Annotated in this window: 11 protein-coding genes; 3 read left to right on the plus strand and 8 right to left on the minus strand. The window is 45.1% G+C overall.

The genetic code is table 11. The annotated features are described in order from the left end of the window. Positions 1–15 precede the first annotated feature (15 nt). From QUA25_RS13435 to glpX, 3 genes are all read right to left on the minus strand, one after another. Positions 16–3,027, minus strand: coding sequence for a UPF0182 family protein (locus tag QUA25_RS13435; RefSeq protein ID WP_333038517.1), 3,012 nt, complete (start codon positions 3,025–3,027; stop codon positions 16–18). A gap of 296 nt (positions 3,028–3,323) precedes the next feature. Beyond that, positions 3,324–4,616, minus strand: a complete 1,293-nt coding sequence (locus QUA25_RS13440; RefSeq protein ID WP_333038519.1) for a glutamyl-tRNA reductase — start codon at positions 4,614–4,616, stop codon at positions 3,324–3,326. Between the two features lie 145 nt (positions 4,617–4,761). Beyond that, entirely contained in the window at positions 4,762–5,799 is a 1,038-nt protein-coding gene (gene glpX, locus QUA25_RS13445) for a class II fructose-bisphosphatase (RefSeq protein ID WP_333038520.1), read from the minus strand. A gap of 495 nt (positions 5,800–6,294) precedes the next feature. Here glpX and QUA25_RS13450 point away from each other — a divergent pair, with 495 nt between their 5' ends. Next, a complete protein-coding gene (locus QUA25_RS13450; protein WP_333038521.1) occupies positions 6,295–6,912 on the plus strand; it encodes a CP12 domain-containing protein in 618 nt (205 codons plus the stop codon). A 113-nt stretch (positions 6,913–7,025) separates the two neighbouring features. On the opposite strand, the gene QUA25_RS13455 is transcribed toward QUA25_RS13450, so the two are convergent. The 5 genes from QUA25_RS13455 to QUA25_RS13475 all read right to left on the minus strand — a co-directional run bounded on the left by QUA25_RS13455 (position 7,026) and on the right by QUA25_RS13475 (position 11,670). Then, entirely contained in the window at positions 7,026–7,412 is a 387-nt protein-coding gene (locus QUA25_RS13455; RefSeq protein WP_333038523.1) for a VOC family protein, read from the minus strand. Between the two features lie 150 nt (positions 7,413–7,562). Further along, positions 7,563–8,234, minus strand: a complete 672-nt coding sequence (locus tag QUA25_RS13460; RefSeq protein WP_333038527.1) for an SOS response-associated peptidase — start codon at positions 8,232–8,234, stop codon at positions 7,563–7,565. A gap of 102 nt (positions 8,235–8,336) precedes the next feature. Next, positions 8,337–9,281 (minus strand): UV DNA damage repair endonuclease UvsE, encoded by a 945-nt coding sequence (gene uvsE, locus QUA25_RS13465; RefSeq protein WP_333038528.1) that lies wholly within the window; start codon positions 9,279–9,281, stop codon positions 8,337–8,339. 233 nt (positions 9,282–9,514) lie between these two features. After that, positions 9,515–9,721 carry a hypothetical protein gene (locus QUA25_RS13470; RefSeq protein ID WP_333038531.1) on the minus strand — a complete coding sequence of 69 codons (207 nt, stop codon included), beginning with the start codon at positions 9,719–9,721 and terminating at the stop codon, positions 9,515–9,517. Between the two features lie 296 nt (positions 9,722–10,017). Beyond that, entirely contained in the window at positions 10,018–11,670 is a 1,653-nt protein-coding gene (locus tag QUA25_RS13475) for an AarF/ABC1/UbiB kinase family protein (RefSeq protein WP_333038641.1), read from the minus strand. Between the two features lie 293 nt (positions 11,671–11,963). On the opposite strand from QUA25_RS13475, the gene QUA25_RS13480 reads away from it, so the two are divergent. Next, positions 11,964–12,419 carry a hypothetical protein gene (locus tag QUA25_RS13480; RefSeq protein WP_333038533.1) on the plus strand — a complete coding sequence of 152 codons (456 nt, stop codon included), beginning with the start codon at positions 11,964–11,966 and terminating at the stop codon, positions 12,417–12,419. Positions 12,420–13,129: 710 nt separating this feature from the next. Continuing rightward, the gene (locus tag QUA25_RS13485; RefSeq protein ID WP_333038534.1) at positions 13,130–13,834 is read left to right on the plus strand and encodes a DUF1003 domain-containing protein; all 705 of its coding nucleotides are present in this window, start codon (positions 13,130–13,132) and stop codon (positions 13,832–13,834) included. Positions 13,835–13,920 lie beyond the last annotated feature (86 nt).

Here is a 13,920-nt window from a genome sequence, read left to right on the forward strand (position 1 = left end):
TAACCGGAATTTATCTCATTCACTCTTTAAAGCTGGTTCAGTTCCTTCTAGAGGTCGCACAATTGCGGGTTTATTGGTAGATTGTTGCTGAAAAAGTGCCTTGAGTGCCAAGTCAAGATTTTCTGCCATGACGATGCGGTTTTCGTAGGCAGCAATAACTCGGACTAAAGTTGGCAAACTATTGCGTTCTGCTTCTAAGTAAAGAGGTTCCACATAAAGTAAAGATTGTTCAATGGGAATTACTAATAAGTTTCCTTGAAGTGCTTTGGAACCCTGGCGATTCCAGAGAGATATTTGTTCGGAAATCACTGGATCTTGGTTAATTAAAGCTTCTATTTGTTCCGGGCCGTAAACTAATCGCTGTTTGGGGAACAGATACAGCAGCAATTTTCCGTAATCCCCACCATCCGAGCGTCCTGCAATCCAAGCAATTAAATTGTTGCGACTTACTGGTGTAAATGGCAGCAGCAAAATAAATTCTTCTGCTGCTTCCGTTGGCAGTTTCGTAATCAAATAATACGGTGCTACGGGCTGCTGTTCGCTGCCATAAATTTCATTGGGAACTCGCCACAAATCCTCCCGATTGTAAAACACTTGCGGGTCATCCATATGATAAGTTAGCAAACGTTCGGATTGAAGGCTCAACAAATCTACTGGATATCTGATATGTTTGCGGAGAGCCGGAGGCATTCTGTCAAGGGGTTTGAAGAGTCCAGGAAAGATAGAAATCCAACTGTTAATAATCGGATCGGAGGGATAGGCAACGTAGAAGTCAACAGACCCGTTGTAGGCATCAATCACTACTTTAACGGAGTTGCGAATGTAGTTAAACTCATGATTTCCCGGGTCAGAATACGGATAGCGATCGCTCGCTGTATAGGCATCGATAATCCAGTAAAGATAGTTGGGAGATTTCTCAGTAGCCGAGGGTGAAGGTTTAATCTTTTTGCCATTTTCATCTTTTTCTTTTTCTATATCATCATTGCTAAGATTGGCGTTTGCTACTACTAAATACGGATCGGAATCGTAGCGCAAAAAAGGAGCGATCGCCCGGACTCTTTTGTTGATATTTCGGCGGTACAGCAATTTAGTTTCTGGCGTAAAATTGCGCGTCAGCGCCATTTGCCAATTTTTGAGATAATTAGCAAACACCAAGCGCCGCCACCTAGAACCGATCGCAATTCCGCCCCTACCCCTATAAGTATTGTAAACATTGTCTTCGCCGCTGGGATAGTCGAATTCTTCGACTTTTGTGGGCGCCATCGCGTCTGTATCGGTTATTTCGCCGTAGTAAATTCGCGGATAGCCGATCGGAATACTGGCCCGAATTCGATCGCTAGTTACTCCCAAAGCAGTCTCTCCTGTCTGGGCTGCAACTCCAATATCTTTGACAAAATAATCAGGTAAACCGCCGACACCGACTGTATTTACCGGAGAAAGAGTAAAGCCGTAACCGTGAGTGTAAACCAGGTGCTTGTTCACCCAAGTTTGAGCTTCGGGGGCAACTGCTGTATAATCTAATTCCCGCGCTGCCAGAAACACTTGTTGGCTTTCAGAATCTCCCTTTTTGGCTTTTTCATTTTTGATTGTGTAGCGCTCGATATCGGCATCAGGAAATGTATAATAGGGTCTGATTTGCTGTAACTGTCGGTTGGTTTGCAGCAGCGGCAGCTTGTCCCACAGCCGGATGTTGCTAATAGTAAGTTTATTTTTTTCTAAGTCGGCATAACTAAGTTTTCCGGCGGGATCGAAAGTTTTTATTTCTATATTGTTGAGGTCAAAGGCTTCTTGAGTAAAGGCAATACTGCGCTTAATGTATGGCTTTTCTCGTGCTAATTCGTTAGGTTTAACTAGGAGTTGCTGCACAAGTGTTGGCAGCAGCCAAGTTCCCAAAAAACTTAAAGTTAGCCACGCTAAAATAATCTTTTTTATGAGTTCATTTTTTATTTTGAATGAGTAAACCTGGCACAGCATCAAAAGTGCGATCGCCCCCGCCAAAATACTCAAAAATCCATAGCAGGGCAGTCGCACCGTCACGTCAGCATAATTCGCCCCGTAAGTAACGTCTCCCCGCGCATACAGCAAGGCGTAGCGCCCCAGCCAGTAGCGGAATGCAACGGCTAGCATTAAAGCTGCACCCAACCCGTACAAGTGCCGGTGCTGCGATCGAGAAAACCCCAAAAATCTCCCTTGACTCAGGCTATTTCCCGACAGCAAGTATGTTAAAGCACAAGATACTAAACTGTACAAAAATACAACTGTCAGCCACAAGTCTAGCAGTTCTAAGATTGGCAAAATAAATACATAAAAGCTAATATTTTGATGGAAAAGAGGGTCGGTTGTGTTAAAATTAGTAGGGTGAAAATATTGCAAAACATTTGTCCAGCGACTGGTGGCAATTAGCCCGATCGCCAAACTGAGAAAAAGGGCGATCGCCCGCAGCAAAAAATCAGGCTTAATTGCCACAGCTAACATTGCTCCCAGCAGCAAGCCCAACTGCCACCAGTGAGAAAATAGGTGCACCGCTATTTGCTGGATTGACTCAATTCCCAACTGCACGGGCGGTGCAGGCAAATTGCTAGCTAGACCGAAATAGGTGAGGCTGTTTGCAGCTAACAGCCCGCAGTGAATTACTGTCAAAGTTGCGATCGAACTCAATCCGAATACCGTCAACAGCAGCCAGGAAAAGGTAATTTGGGATTTAGCACCAGGTAATTCGTAATTCTTCCCAGTTTTGTTAGCCCTGAGTGAAGCGAATAGCGCCCCCGCAATCGGCGGTTTCATTTCCTCTGCGGGATGTTGCAGGCGGCGGGCTAAAGCCAAATTTCCGAGCAAAAAGACAGAAGAAACAGCAATTGCGATCGTCCCCAGCAACCCTTGAGTTTTCAGCTTTAATAGAAAAACCTGAAGATATCCAACTTCCTGAAACCAGAGAATTTCTGCCGCAATGCGGGAGGCAAACTCCAAAACCAGCCACAACCCTACAATCGATAAAATTAATGGATAAATTCGCCTTCTTAAAGTCATAACAATCAGCTAGAAGTAGGGACACTGCATTGCCCATATCTGTCAACTTAACCCAAAACCTCACTCTTAGACGTAAGTCCAAGGCTAATAGATCGAGTCCTCGGAATGAAGAGTAATTAACTAATCACTTCTTCAATCCTATGCAATAGGACTTGAGCTTTGAGCCAGCGCTTGAAACCATGTCTGACTGATAGTTGAGTGCTAAGCTGATAGCAACGGACAAATGCGTAAGTCCCTACACATATAACGTGCAATTAACCGAATGTGAATCGAAAATTGAATCGACTAAACTCCAGCTAGCTGTACTGCTGATTGACATCCACATCCAAATTAAACAGTGTTTGCAAAGTTTGCATCGCTTGCCGCCGCGCCTCTATATCCTGCTGAGCGCGCAACTGTACCATCGGATCGTGCAAAATCTTATTCACAATCCCCCTTGTTAAAGATTCAATCACGTCTTGATGTTTCTCCGAAAATTCCGAACCCAGACGCGATAAAGCTTTCTCTAACTCTTGTTCCCGAATCAATTCTATTTTATCCCGCAAACAGCTAATAGTAGGAACTGTTTCCAGACTGCGCCACCAGAGATCGAAAGCCTCTACTTCCTGTTCCAGCAAGCCCTGAGCTTCCATTGCCATTTTGCGGCGGCTTTCGTGATTTTGAGCTACCACTGCTTTCAAGTCGTCCACATTAAACGATCGCACATTAGCGAGTTCATTCGCATCTGAGTCAATGTTGCGTGGCACAGAAATATCCACCAACATCAAAGAGCGATTCGGGTCTAAAACCGATTCCAATTTAGCTTTATTTAACAGTGGCTCGGTAGCTGCCGTACTGGTAAAAACCAAGTCAGAATTGGCAATTATCTGCATCATTTCCGAGAGTTGATACAGGTGCAATTCAGCATCTTTAAACTGACCGGCTAACTCCAGGGCGCCCCGCACAGAGCGGTTAACGATCGAAATATGGCTAGCTCCTTTTGAGAGCAAATGCTGCACCAAAAGCCGCGACATTTTGCCAGCACCGATAATTGCAATTTTGCTGCTTGCTAAATGCTGACCCTTCATTTGAGCCAATTCTGCCGCCGCCGAACTAATCGAAACTGCACCGGTACCGATGCTAGTTTCCGTGCGAACTCGCTTCCCTGCTGTGAGAGCTTGCTTGAACAAGCGCTCTAAAATTCTGCCTACACCTTTGTACTGCTGGGCGAGTTTGTGAGTTTGTTTTACCTGAGCCAAAATTTGTCCTTCTCCGAGCACCAAACTGTCGAGACCAGAAGCCACTCGCATCAAGTGCATCACCGCATCTTCGTGCAGCAAAATAAACAGGTGAGGGCGCAAAGACGGCAAAGGAACTTTACTGCATTCCGAAAGGAACTGAATAACCTCTCGCACACCCGGTTCCGACTCGCTGGTAACAATATAAATCTCTAAGCGGTTGCAAGTGCTGAGGATGGCAACCTCTTGAATGTGCGGGTAGCCGCGCAATTGGGCGATCGCCGCTTCAACTTTGTGTTCTGGAATGCTTAGTTTTTCGCGAACTTCTACCGGCGCTGTTTTGTGGCTGAGACCTACGACTGCAATATTCATATCTGTGATTTGTCACTATTTCTTTCTTAGTTGTTAACAGTCACCTGTTATTAGTTCTTAGTTTATCGCTAATTGCTAATCATCGGTGACTGTTAACCGTTAACTGTTAATTGTTAACATTTAACTGTTAACCACTAACTAATCACTAATTCAATTGCAAAGATTTCGGCTGGTCAAACATATGGATTGTATCCACAAACCGAGCAGTTTTCGACTGAGAAGAAATTACCAAACTTTCAGTGCGAGCGCCACCGCCAAAGAAGCGAACTCCATCCATCAGCGTTCCGGGAGTAATCCCGCAAGCTGCAAACAGAACTGTTTCTCCAGATGCCAACTCTTCAGCATTGTAAATCTTGTCTGGGTCTGTGATGCCCATGTCTTTAAGTCGAGCGATATTGCTCTCTTTGCTTTCACCGATCAAACCAGTTTTTACAACAGCCGGATCGTAAATTAACTGTCCTTGGAAGTGACCGCCCAAGCAGCGCATTGCTGCTGCGGAAATCACACCTTCGGGTGCAGCGCCAATACCCATAAGTGCGTGGATGTTGGAACCAGAAAACGCGCAAGAAATCGCTGCCGAAACGTCGCCGTCGCTGATCAACCGAACTCTTGCACCCGCTTGCCGAATTTCATTAATTAAATCTTTGTGTCGGGGGCGATCCATGACCACCACCACCAAATCTTCAATACTGCGGCCGAGACAATCAGAGATAATTTTGAGGTTTTGAGTCGGCGTTTTGCGAATATCTACATGATTCTTAGCAGCCGCAGGAGCAGCCAATTTGTTCATGTAGAAATCCGGTGCCGCAAACAAACCACCTTTTTCAGAGATTGCCAAAACTGCCATCGAACCGTTTTGACCGTAAGCGACCAGGTTAGTACCTTCGCAGGGGTCAACAGCGATGTCAATTTCGATCAATTCATCTATGTTGCAGACATCTTTGGCATCTTCGCGGGTACAAATACCTACTTGTTCACCGATGTAAAGCATTGGTGCGTCATCGCGTTCGCCTTCGCCGATCACGATGCGGCCGCGCATATGAATTTTGTTCATGCGCTCCCGCATGGCTTCTACAGCCACTCTGTCGGCTTCATCTTTCTCGCCTTTGCCCATCAAGCGAGCGGAGGCGATGGCTGCCTGCTCAACTACTTCGATAATCTCTAAACCGATTACATTGTCCACGAACTAGATCCTCCCAACTGCTGATGCGTGCCTTGTGCTCTTTTGCACTCCCAGCCATCAAGTTTATCAGAGGCGGGGATCTGTGCGAGCGCAAGCAGTTGCTTAGTTTGTGTTAACTTTTGCTTCTTTGAGACTGGGGCTGGAAAATCTGATCCCAACAAGCTCAAAGATCTGATCCCCCCAATACTTGACTCTTGCTTGGAGGATCGCACGCTAGCCCCGTCTGAGCGCTAAATCGCGGAGTCCAGAGGTTCCGGGGAAGCGAGGGGCTGTTTCAGGCAACTTGTCATCCCGAGTGCCGTTAAAGGTTTTATGATTAGTTTGCGATCGCACGATTTCTCAGAAACCTGGTGGCTAGACCGGATTTATCGTTACTAAACCCAATCTTTTGGTAGAAACCGGGTTTCGGAGGGTAAGTCCTAATGATGATCACAAATCAAATGGACAGCCCCAAATCGGGACGCAGTAGACTTTATCAGCGGGAAACAATAAAAAATGATGATGAAAGCCCAAGATATTATGACAACAGAAGTTGTTACCATTCGCGGTTCAGCAACGGTAGCTGAAGCGGTGGCGATGATGAACGATTTGTGTTTGCGCGCTTTAATTGTCGAACGTCGCCACGAACAAGACGCATACGGCATTGTCACGGAAACGGATATTGTCTATAAAGTAGCAGCCTACGGAGTAGACCCCAAAAAAGTCCGCGTCTTCGAGATTATGACCAAACCGTGCATTACGGTGAATCCAGACTTGGGCGTGGAATACGTGGCTAGGTTGTTCGCGAATACCCGCATCCGCCGGGCGCCGGTGATTAAGGACGAGCTAGTGGGCATTATTTCGGTCACGGATATATTGACAAAAAGCGATTTTGTCGAGAAGCCGAAGAGTATTTTATTTGACGAAGAAATCGAACAGGCGATCGCGGATGCCAGAACTATCTGTGCCGAGAAAGGCGCTACTTCTAGAGAGTGCGCGGTAGCGTGGGATATTGTAGAGGAAATGCAGGCTGAGGCTTCTCACCAGCGATCGATGAAGCTTGAGAAAACGGCTTTTGACCAGTATTGCGAGGAAAATCCCGAGGCGGCTGAAGCGCGGATGTACGACAGTTAATTTAGTCATTAGTTATTAGTTATTAGTTATCAACTCTTATTTATGGATTGATAACTAATAGCTAATTATCGGAAAGAGCTTTTTTTCTGAGAGCCTCACGAAAAATAAAAATCTTAAGTGTTTGGCTCAGTCATACAAAACACGTTCAGCTTATTCCCATCAAGATCGCGAAAATATCCCGCATAAAACCCCGGCAACACGCCTCTTGGCCCCGCCGCTCCTTCATCCTTAGCCCCAAGTTCGATCGCTTTGTTATAAACTAAGTTAACTTTTTCGGGACTGTCAACTTGAAGAGCTATCATTACTCCATTCCCAACAGTTGCTCTGTTACCATCAAAGGGTTTTGTAATAGCAAGTGCTGGTTGCTCTGGAGAAACGCTCCATGCGATAAATCCGTCGAATTCCATGAATCGTCGAGCGCCAATTTCAGCAAGCAAAGCATCATAAAACTTTGCTGCCGTTTCAATATCGTTGGTACCGAGTGTAACGTATCCGATCATATTTTTGGTCTTCTAACTGATGTTAAGATTAAAAAAATGTTTGAGCAAATAACAACTGAGTTAAACTGATTCTTATAAAACCAAAGCTACAACTCAAACATCATTTTAGATCATAACTCAAACTATCTCGGTTTTCTCCGATCCAATAATTTATTGCCGATCGCTAATACATTCGGGAGTGTCTCTAGTGGGGCTGTTGACGATCGCACTTACCGCCTTTGCTTTCATAGCTTCGGAAGCATAGGGCTTTAACAAGGGCAAAACTTCCTGAGCATTTTTAACAGCAGGATTTAGCCACTGTTCCCAATCGCTGTCGGGGAGAATCACCGGCATCCGATCGTGCATCGGCTGCACTGTTTCGTTAGCCTCGGTAGTAATTATACTGCAAGATACAATGTTTTCTTTTTCTGGAGATTCCCAATTTTCCCACAAACCGGCAAACGCAAAAGGTTCGCCGTCTGCCTTTTGAAAATAGTAAGGCTGTTTGTTCTTTCCCTGCTGTTGCCATTCGTAGAAGCCGTCAGCGACTATCAAACATCGCCTGTGCTTGATAGCGCTGCGAAAAGCAGGTTTTTCGGCTACTGTTTCCGATCGCGCATTGATCATCTTGCTGCCCATTTTCATGTCTTTTGCCCAACTTGGAATCAAACCCCAGCGCATAAATTGAAACTGTCGCTGCATTTTTTCTTTTTCAACTGTTACTGTGGCAACTGATTGAGTTGGGGCGATATTGTATCGCGGTTTGATGTCGGGAACTTCCGACAGTTTGAAGAACTCGGCGATGATTTGACCTGAAGTAGTTAAAGTGTATCGTCCACACATAATTTATAGTTTTAACAAAAAGGTATATTGCGATTTACCGTTGGGCGGGGCGGGTTTTCGAGATTATTCGTGTTAGGCAAAGATGGTTTGTAAAACCCGCCCCTACGACACATTGCTCAATTGTGGAACATTCGCAGACAACCATTCGGCGCGCAACTTTTCAATAGCTAATTCTTTAAATTTAGCTTCTACTTCAATCCAAGGAGCCTGATAATAGCAATTAGGCATTTCTGTAATTAAATCACTGTGGCGCGGATCGGTAAAAAACTCTTTTCCATTCGATATGTGTACTAATTGCCATTCAGGAACAGACCAAGTTGTGCGGGCTGCTGCGAGCATTTCGGCAACGCTGGGGTCGTCATAACTTTCTAAATGTTCGTGAATGACGTGGTGGTGGGCGTCAAAAACCATTGGTACGCCGGTATCGAGACAAACTTCTAAAATTTCCGAGGAACTGTAAGCGTATTCGTCGTTTTCAAAGGTTAAGCGCGATCGAATTGATTCGGGTAAATCGCGGATGACTGACTTGAGTTGCGAAGTGCGATCGCTCTTGCCGCCGTGAATGTTCATCAGTGCCTGGGGCGATCGGGGCTGTCCCAACATATCTAAAATTAAAGCATGAGTGGCGAGAATTTTAATGCTGTTTGCAACGACATCAGGCTTGTCGGAACTGAGCACGACAAATTGATCGGGGTGGAGTACCAAACGGATGTTGAGGGAAATGGCGCGATCGCCCGTAATCCGCAATTCCTCATTCATAGAGTGTAGCACTGCTTCCCCCAAATCTGTATCTGCAAAAGGGAACAGTGCAGAAGTCATCCGGTAGAGCTTAATCTGATTAGCAAAACAGAAGTCGATCGCTTTGTCAAGCCGCTTTAAGTTGTCTGCATACAACTCGCGCAATACTGTTTCTTGTTCAGTTTCCGAAAGCTGTAAAAGTCGCTTCCGGGTGACAGTGCGAAAGCGCACTGCATCGGATGTTGTAATGCAGACTAATCCCAATTCCGGCAATTTTTCCTGTTCCACTACTTGGTTAATCCCGCTCATTTAGCAATAATCCCTAACTTTAATTTTATGTTAAATAGGTTTTTCGTAAGGACTTGAGTTTTTAGTTTTGAAGTTTTTACGTACTATTGAACCTGCCTAAAGAGTCCGGCAGAGATTGAAACCCCTGGCGGACTATGGAAGTGCAAGATGTAATTAGTACAAACCTAATTTTTATCAAACCTCTAATCAACCACGTCGCAGATAGCATATCGATGACAATTTAATCGATATAACTATTGCTGTTCTTCGGCAGACTCAGCCTCTTCGCCGGGCCGCGCGGTGGCAACAGGATTTTCCATTGCTTCGTTATGGAACGGATAACCGGATGTTTCTTGATTTAGCGGATCAGCGGGTTGGTCTTCAGGGGATGTAATTTGACCGTTAGTGTTGGTATTGGGTTTTGTGGAAGAGCCTTTATGGCTGGCGTGACCGCTGCTCATTTTTTTTTCCTCAATTAGGTTGATGGAACAATTTCTAGCTTAGACTTAGCTGCTGCGGGCGATCGCCTATCTTAAGTCAGAGATGTTGCTTAACAGTTGAGGATGCTATAGCCTTTCTTGGCAACAGTGCGGTAGATAGGAAAACCGCAGATTAAGGCAGATAAACACAGATTAACGCCGATAATTTCAAGATATCTCTGCGAATGGCAATCCGATCGGGAATTGGTCGCCTGTGTACCTCACGCAAATTGAGAAAGGCTATATATCTCATGATTTTCCCCATTTCTCCTTGACAATTAACTCCGCAAACGGCCGGATCGCATAATGCTAATAACTAACCACAAGCCCAAAAAACTCGCCGCCCCAAACAAACCAGTGCTCAGAAAAGATAGCTGAGGAGTTTGTGCGTTAGAAGAAATAATTGCTGCCCCTACAATCAGCGAACCCACGACAATACTAAAAGAAAGTCGGTTCGCAGAATCCCCCAGAGTGCGACGCAGCGGGTCGAGTTCTTTTAGGGTCAAGTTCCACTTCAAAGTTTCCGAAGTAACTCGGTCTAAAAGCACTTCCACCTGTCGCGGAGATTGCAAAGATAAGCTTTTGAGATCCAGGGCAGTTCTCAGCAGAGCTTGGATCGGATCGTCTCCTAATAACTGACGCCGAAACATATCGGTCATCAGCGGTTTGACCTGCTCTACAATATTAAATCGGGGATTAAAAGAGCGCGCCAGTCCTTCCAAATTAGCTAGAGTTTTTGCATACAAACCGAGATTGCTGGGCAGTCGAATTTTATTTTTGCGGGTGATTTCCAGCACCTCATAAAAAATTTCCGACAAGTTCATTTGCGACAAGCTCACATTGTAATACTTGCGTAGCATTCGAGCCAAATCGTTTTCGAGATTTGCTAAACTTTTCGGCTGAGCAAATTCTGCCATTTCCAAAGTTAATTGAGCACAGCGCTGAGCATCTAAATCGACAATTGCCAGCAACATTTCGGTCAAATTCTGCTGAGTGCGCGGGTCTAATCTGCCGACCATGCCGCAGTCTAGCAGGGCTATCCGGCCATCTTTGAGATAAAATAAATTGCCGGGATGCGGGTCGGCGTGAAAGAATCCGTCGATGTACAACTGCTGGAAGAAAACGCGGCAAAGCAGCGTTGTAATTTCTTCGCGTTCGGCATTTATATCTCCTTGGTGGCGAATTCCTTGCAAATCGCCTAACAAAATCGGGACTCCGTTCAGCCACTCCATTACTAAGAGTTTTTTTGTAGTTAACTCCCAGTTAATTTCTGGTAGGACAACTTGTGTGGGGTCAAACCATTTACTTTTAGATAAATTGCGGCGCAGTTCGTCTGTGTAGCTGGCTTCTTGAATGAAGTCTAGTTCTGCACGCAGGGCGATCGCAAATTCTTCTGCTAAGGCGACAATATCGTATTGTTGACCGAAGTCTGTGAGCATGACAAGTTCTGCCAAACCTCGGAGTACGGCGATGTCTTGTTCGATGACAATCTCAATACCGGGACGCTGAACTTTGAGGGCGACTTCGCGGCCGTCTTTTAAAGTAGCTTTGTGGGTTTGGGCGATCGAACCTGCGGCGACGGCTTCGGTGTTAAATTTGGCGAAGGTATTTTCGAGAGATTGTGTGAGTTCCTGGCGGACGATTGCTTCTACTTGTGACCACGGTACGGGCGGTACTTCCGCTTGTAGCGTGGAGAGGATTTCGATGTAGCTGGCCGGTAAAAGGTCGGGACGGGTGCTCAGCAATTGTCCCAATTTGACAAATACTGGGCCTAATTCGACGAGGATGTTGCGGAGAACTGCTGGAGTTGGGAGACTGGGTGCGTCGGTTTTGCGGCCGGTTAGGAGGCTTTTCATGTAGTCCCAACCGTTGCGGAAGACGACCTCTAGAATTTCTCCTTTGCGAGAAGTGTTTTGAACTAGGCTAAACAAGGGGCCTCCGGGTCGATCGGGTTTAAGGGCTATATAACTACTAGGATAGCGCTGTTGACCGGGCTGACCAGTGTCTTGGGGAATAACTTGGGCGAAAGGGTGCGATTCCCTACGGGATAGCTTCGCTTCACGAATTTTGGGGTGTGGGGGCGATCGGTTTTTGGCTTTGGCATTACTCCTCATCGTAATATACATTTAAAGCAGACATAATATTTTTATAATTAAATTTATTGATGCAAAAAAATAATTATATATGTAAAGTAAATATTCAGATTTAGAAACTGGTCAAAAACATGAGTGCAGTTGATGGAATATTTACAATTCCTGACTGGATTAATCAAGGTTTAGAAAGTGGGAAATATGTACGAGTTGGCAGTGTGATTCGGGATGCACAGAAGCAGCCGCCTGAAATAGTTGCTATGTGGCGTGAAGTAAACCCTAATCTTTCTCAAGTATTAACCCTAGTATCTCAGTGTGGTTCGGTTGCGAGTATCCTCACTTTAGCTGTCTCATGTATAGGATTTAGTGTCGTACTACAGCGGTTAGAAGAAATTGAACAACGTTTAAAGCGAATTGAGCATAAAATAGACGTGATTTTTTATGCTGATTTCCGTGCCGCTCTCCAATCAGCACACAATGCCTTTACAATGAAAAATTATGATAACCGCAGAGCATTTGCAATCCAGGCTGTTTCGGGATTCAACAATGCTCAGAGAGATTTACAAAGATTACACTCTTACAGCATTTGATAATCAGATACAGGTGGCCGATGAATATCTTTCTTCTTTGTGTGAGCTTAGGTAGCTAAAATCATTTGCTACTTATAGTTAGAATAAATTGAATGGCCCAGGATTGTCTATAGAAGGTAAAAAATATTTTGCATCCCCTACTTGTAAAATATATTGAAAAGATGTTGCCCCATGTCGATTCCGCAGAGTGGAATAAGTTGATTGAGAAACAGCCTAAAGTATTTTTACCAGAAAGCGACTGGCGATTAAATAAAAGCCCAATCAAGTGGGAACAATTGTGATATCCCATTTAGACAGGATTTCGGAGCGATGCCAGAACCGGAGGTACTGTTCTAGTTCCTGAGATGGAGCCTTAATCCCCTTTTCATAGGTCGTTTCTAGCAAATGTACAATTAGTTTGAGTTTCTTCCACGTCATATTTGCAGCCGAGTTGATCGAGTAAGGCAAACGAGAACTGTCTGCCACTGAGTATCATGGTCATCTGCTGGGATTGGTTCTAAACTTCTAGCTTTGCCGCCTCTGGATACAATACCCGTCTTGACTTTGGCTTTACTATTTCCCAACCAGTCTATAAATTGAAGTGATTGATTTGATAAAAAAGAACATTTGCTCTTATGAGTGGAGCTTGACTAAAGTAAAGGCATCAAAGAAAAACGCCAGCGAACATTAACCAGTCAGCTTCAACTAGACATTCACCCGTGAGGTTTGCCATGAAATCCACTCTATCCAACAGCGTTAACGCAAAAAGGAAAACCGCCAGCCATCAAAGACCTTTACAGCTTACGCCTCAAAAACCAGAGGAAAAAGCCTTGACTCGCGGACAGCAGTTAGCAGATACCCTAGCAGCGAAAGTGGGTTCGTGGCCCTTTTTGATTGGACAGACAGTAATCCTCGCCGGGTGGGTGGGCGCGAACCTGACACCGGGCATTCCTCACTGGGATCAGCAGCCCTTCATCCTGCTCAACTTAGTATTCTCCTTTGCCTCTGCTTACACTGCACCGATTGTGTTAATGAGTCAAAACCGCCAGTCGGATGCCGAACGCGAACAAAATCTCTACAATCATCAAGTTAATCTCAAAGCCGCTCACGATGTGGTACTGCTGCACGAAAAGCTCGATCGATTAAGCCACGACATTCCTGACTTAATGGAAAAGCTCAATCAGCAACAGGAATCTGTCAGTCCCATCAAAGAGATGGTGATGCCAGCTCCCGTTAAGGCAATTACCGAAGGTAATGAAGCAGCTAAACCCTCTGCTTCCTATCAGAAGCAGAAGGCTGAGGTTCCCATACTGCTTCCCCAAGTATTTAAATCGAACTTTTACTCATCAAAATATGCAGAAGTTATGCCAATTTCACTTCCAACTCAAAAGCCCTCTACACATTCGGTATCCGCGTTAAGCTATTTCAAGCTGTGACAAGCGACGTTACTAACCAGTGAATGAGAGCGTCAGTCTCGCCAATCTGTTAAGTAACAGTTTTAACCTAAAAAAAACCTATAAAT

This window comes from Microcoleus sp. Pol17C6, assembly GCF_036701145.1.
Lineage (GTDB): Bacteria > Cyanobacteriota > Cyanobacteriia > Cyanobacteriales > Microcoleaceae > Microcoleus.

Excerpts from the sequence above, each read along its gene's own strand:
- QUA25_RS13455 (WP_333038523.1), bottom strand. The coding sequence starts at position 7,412 with ATGATCGGATACGTTACACTCGGTACCAACGATATTGAAACGGCAGCA.
- QUA25_RS13435 (WP_333038517.1), bottom strand. The coding sequence starts at position 3,027 with ATGACTTTAAGAAGGCGAATTTATCCATTAATTTTATCGATTGTAGGG.
- QUA25_RS13470 (WP_333038531.1), bottom strand. The coding sequence starts at position 9,721 with ATGAGCAGCGGTCACGCCAGCCATAAAGGCTCTTCCACAAAACCCAAT.
- QUA25_RS13485 (WP_333038534.1), top strand. The coding sequence starts at position 13,130 with ATGAAATCCACTCTATCCAACAGCGTTAACGCAAAAAGGAAAACCGCC.
- QUA25_RS13450 (WP_333038521.1), top strand. The coding sequence starts at position 6,295 with ATGATGATGAAAGCCCAAGATATTATGACAACAGAAGTTGTTACCATT.
- uvsE (WP_333038528.1), bottom strand. The coding sequence starts at position 9,281 with ATGAGCGGGATTAACCAAGTAGTGGAACAGGAAAAATTGCCGGAATTG.
- QUA25_RS13480 (WP_333038533.1), top strand. The coding sequence starts at position 11,964 with ATGAGTGCAGTTGATGGAATATTTACAATTCCTGACTGGATTAATCAA.
- QUA25_RS13460 (WP_333038527.1), bottom strand. The coding sequence starts at position 8,234 with ATGTGTGGACGATACACTTTAACTACTTCAGGTCAAATCATCGCCGAG.
- QUA25_RS13440 (WP_333038519.1), bottom strand. The coding sequence starts at position 4,616 with ATGAATATTGCAGTCGTAGGTCTCAGCCACAAAACAGCGCCGGTAGAA.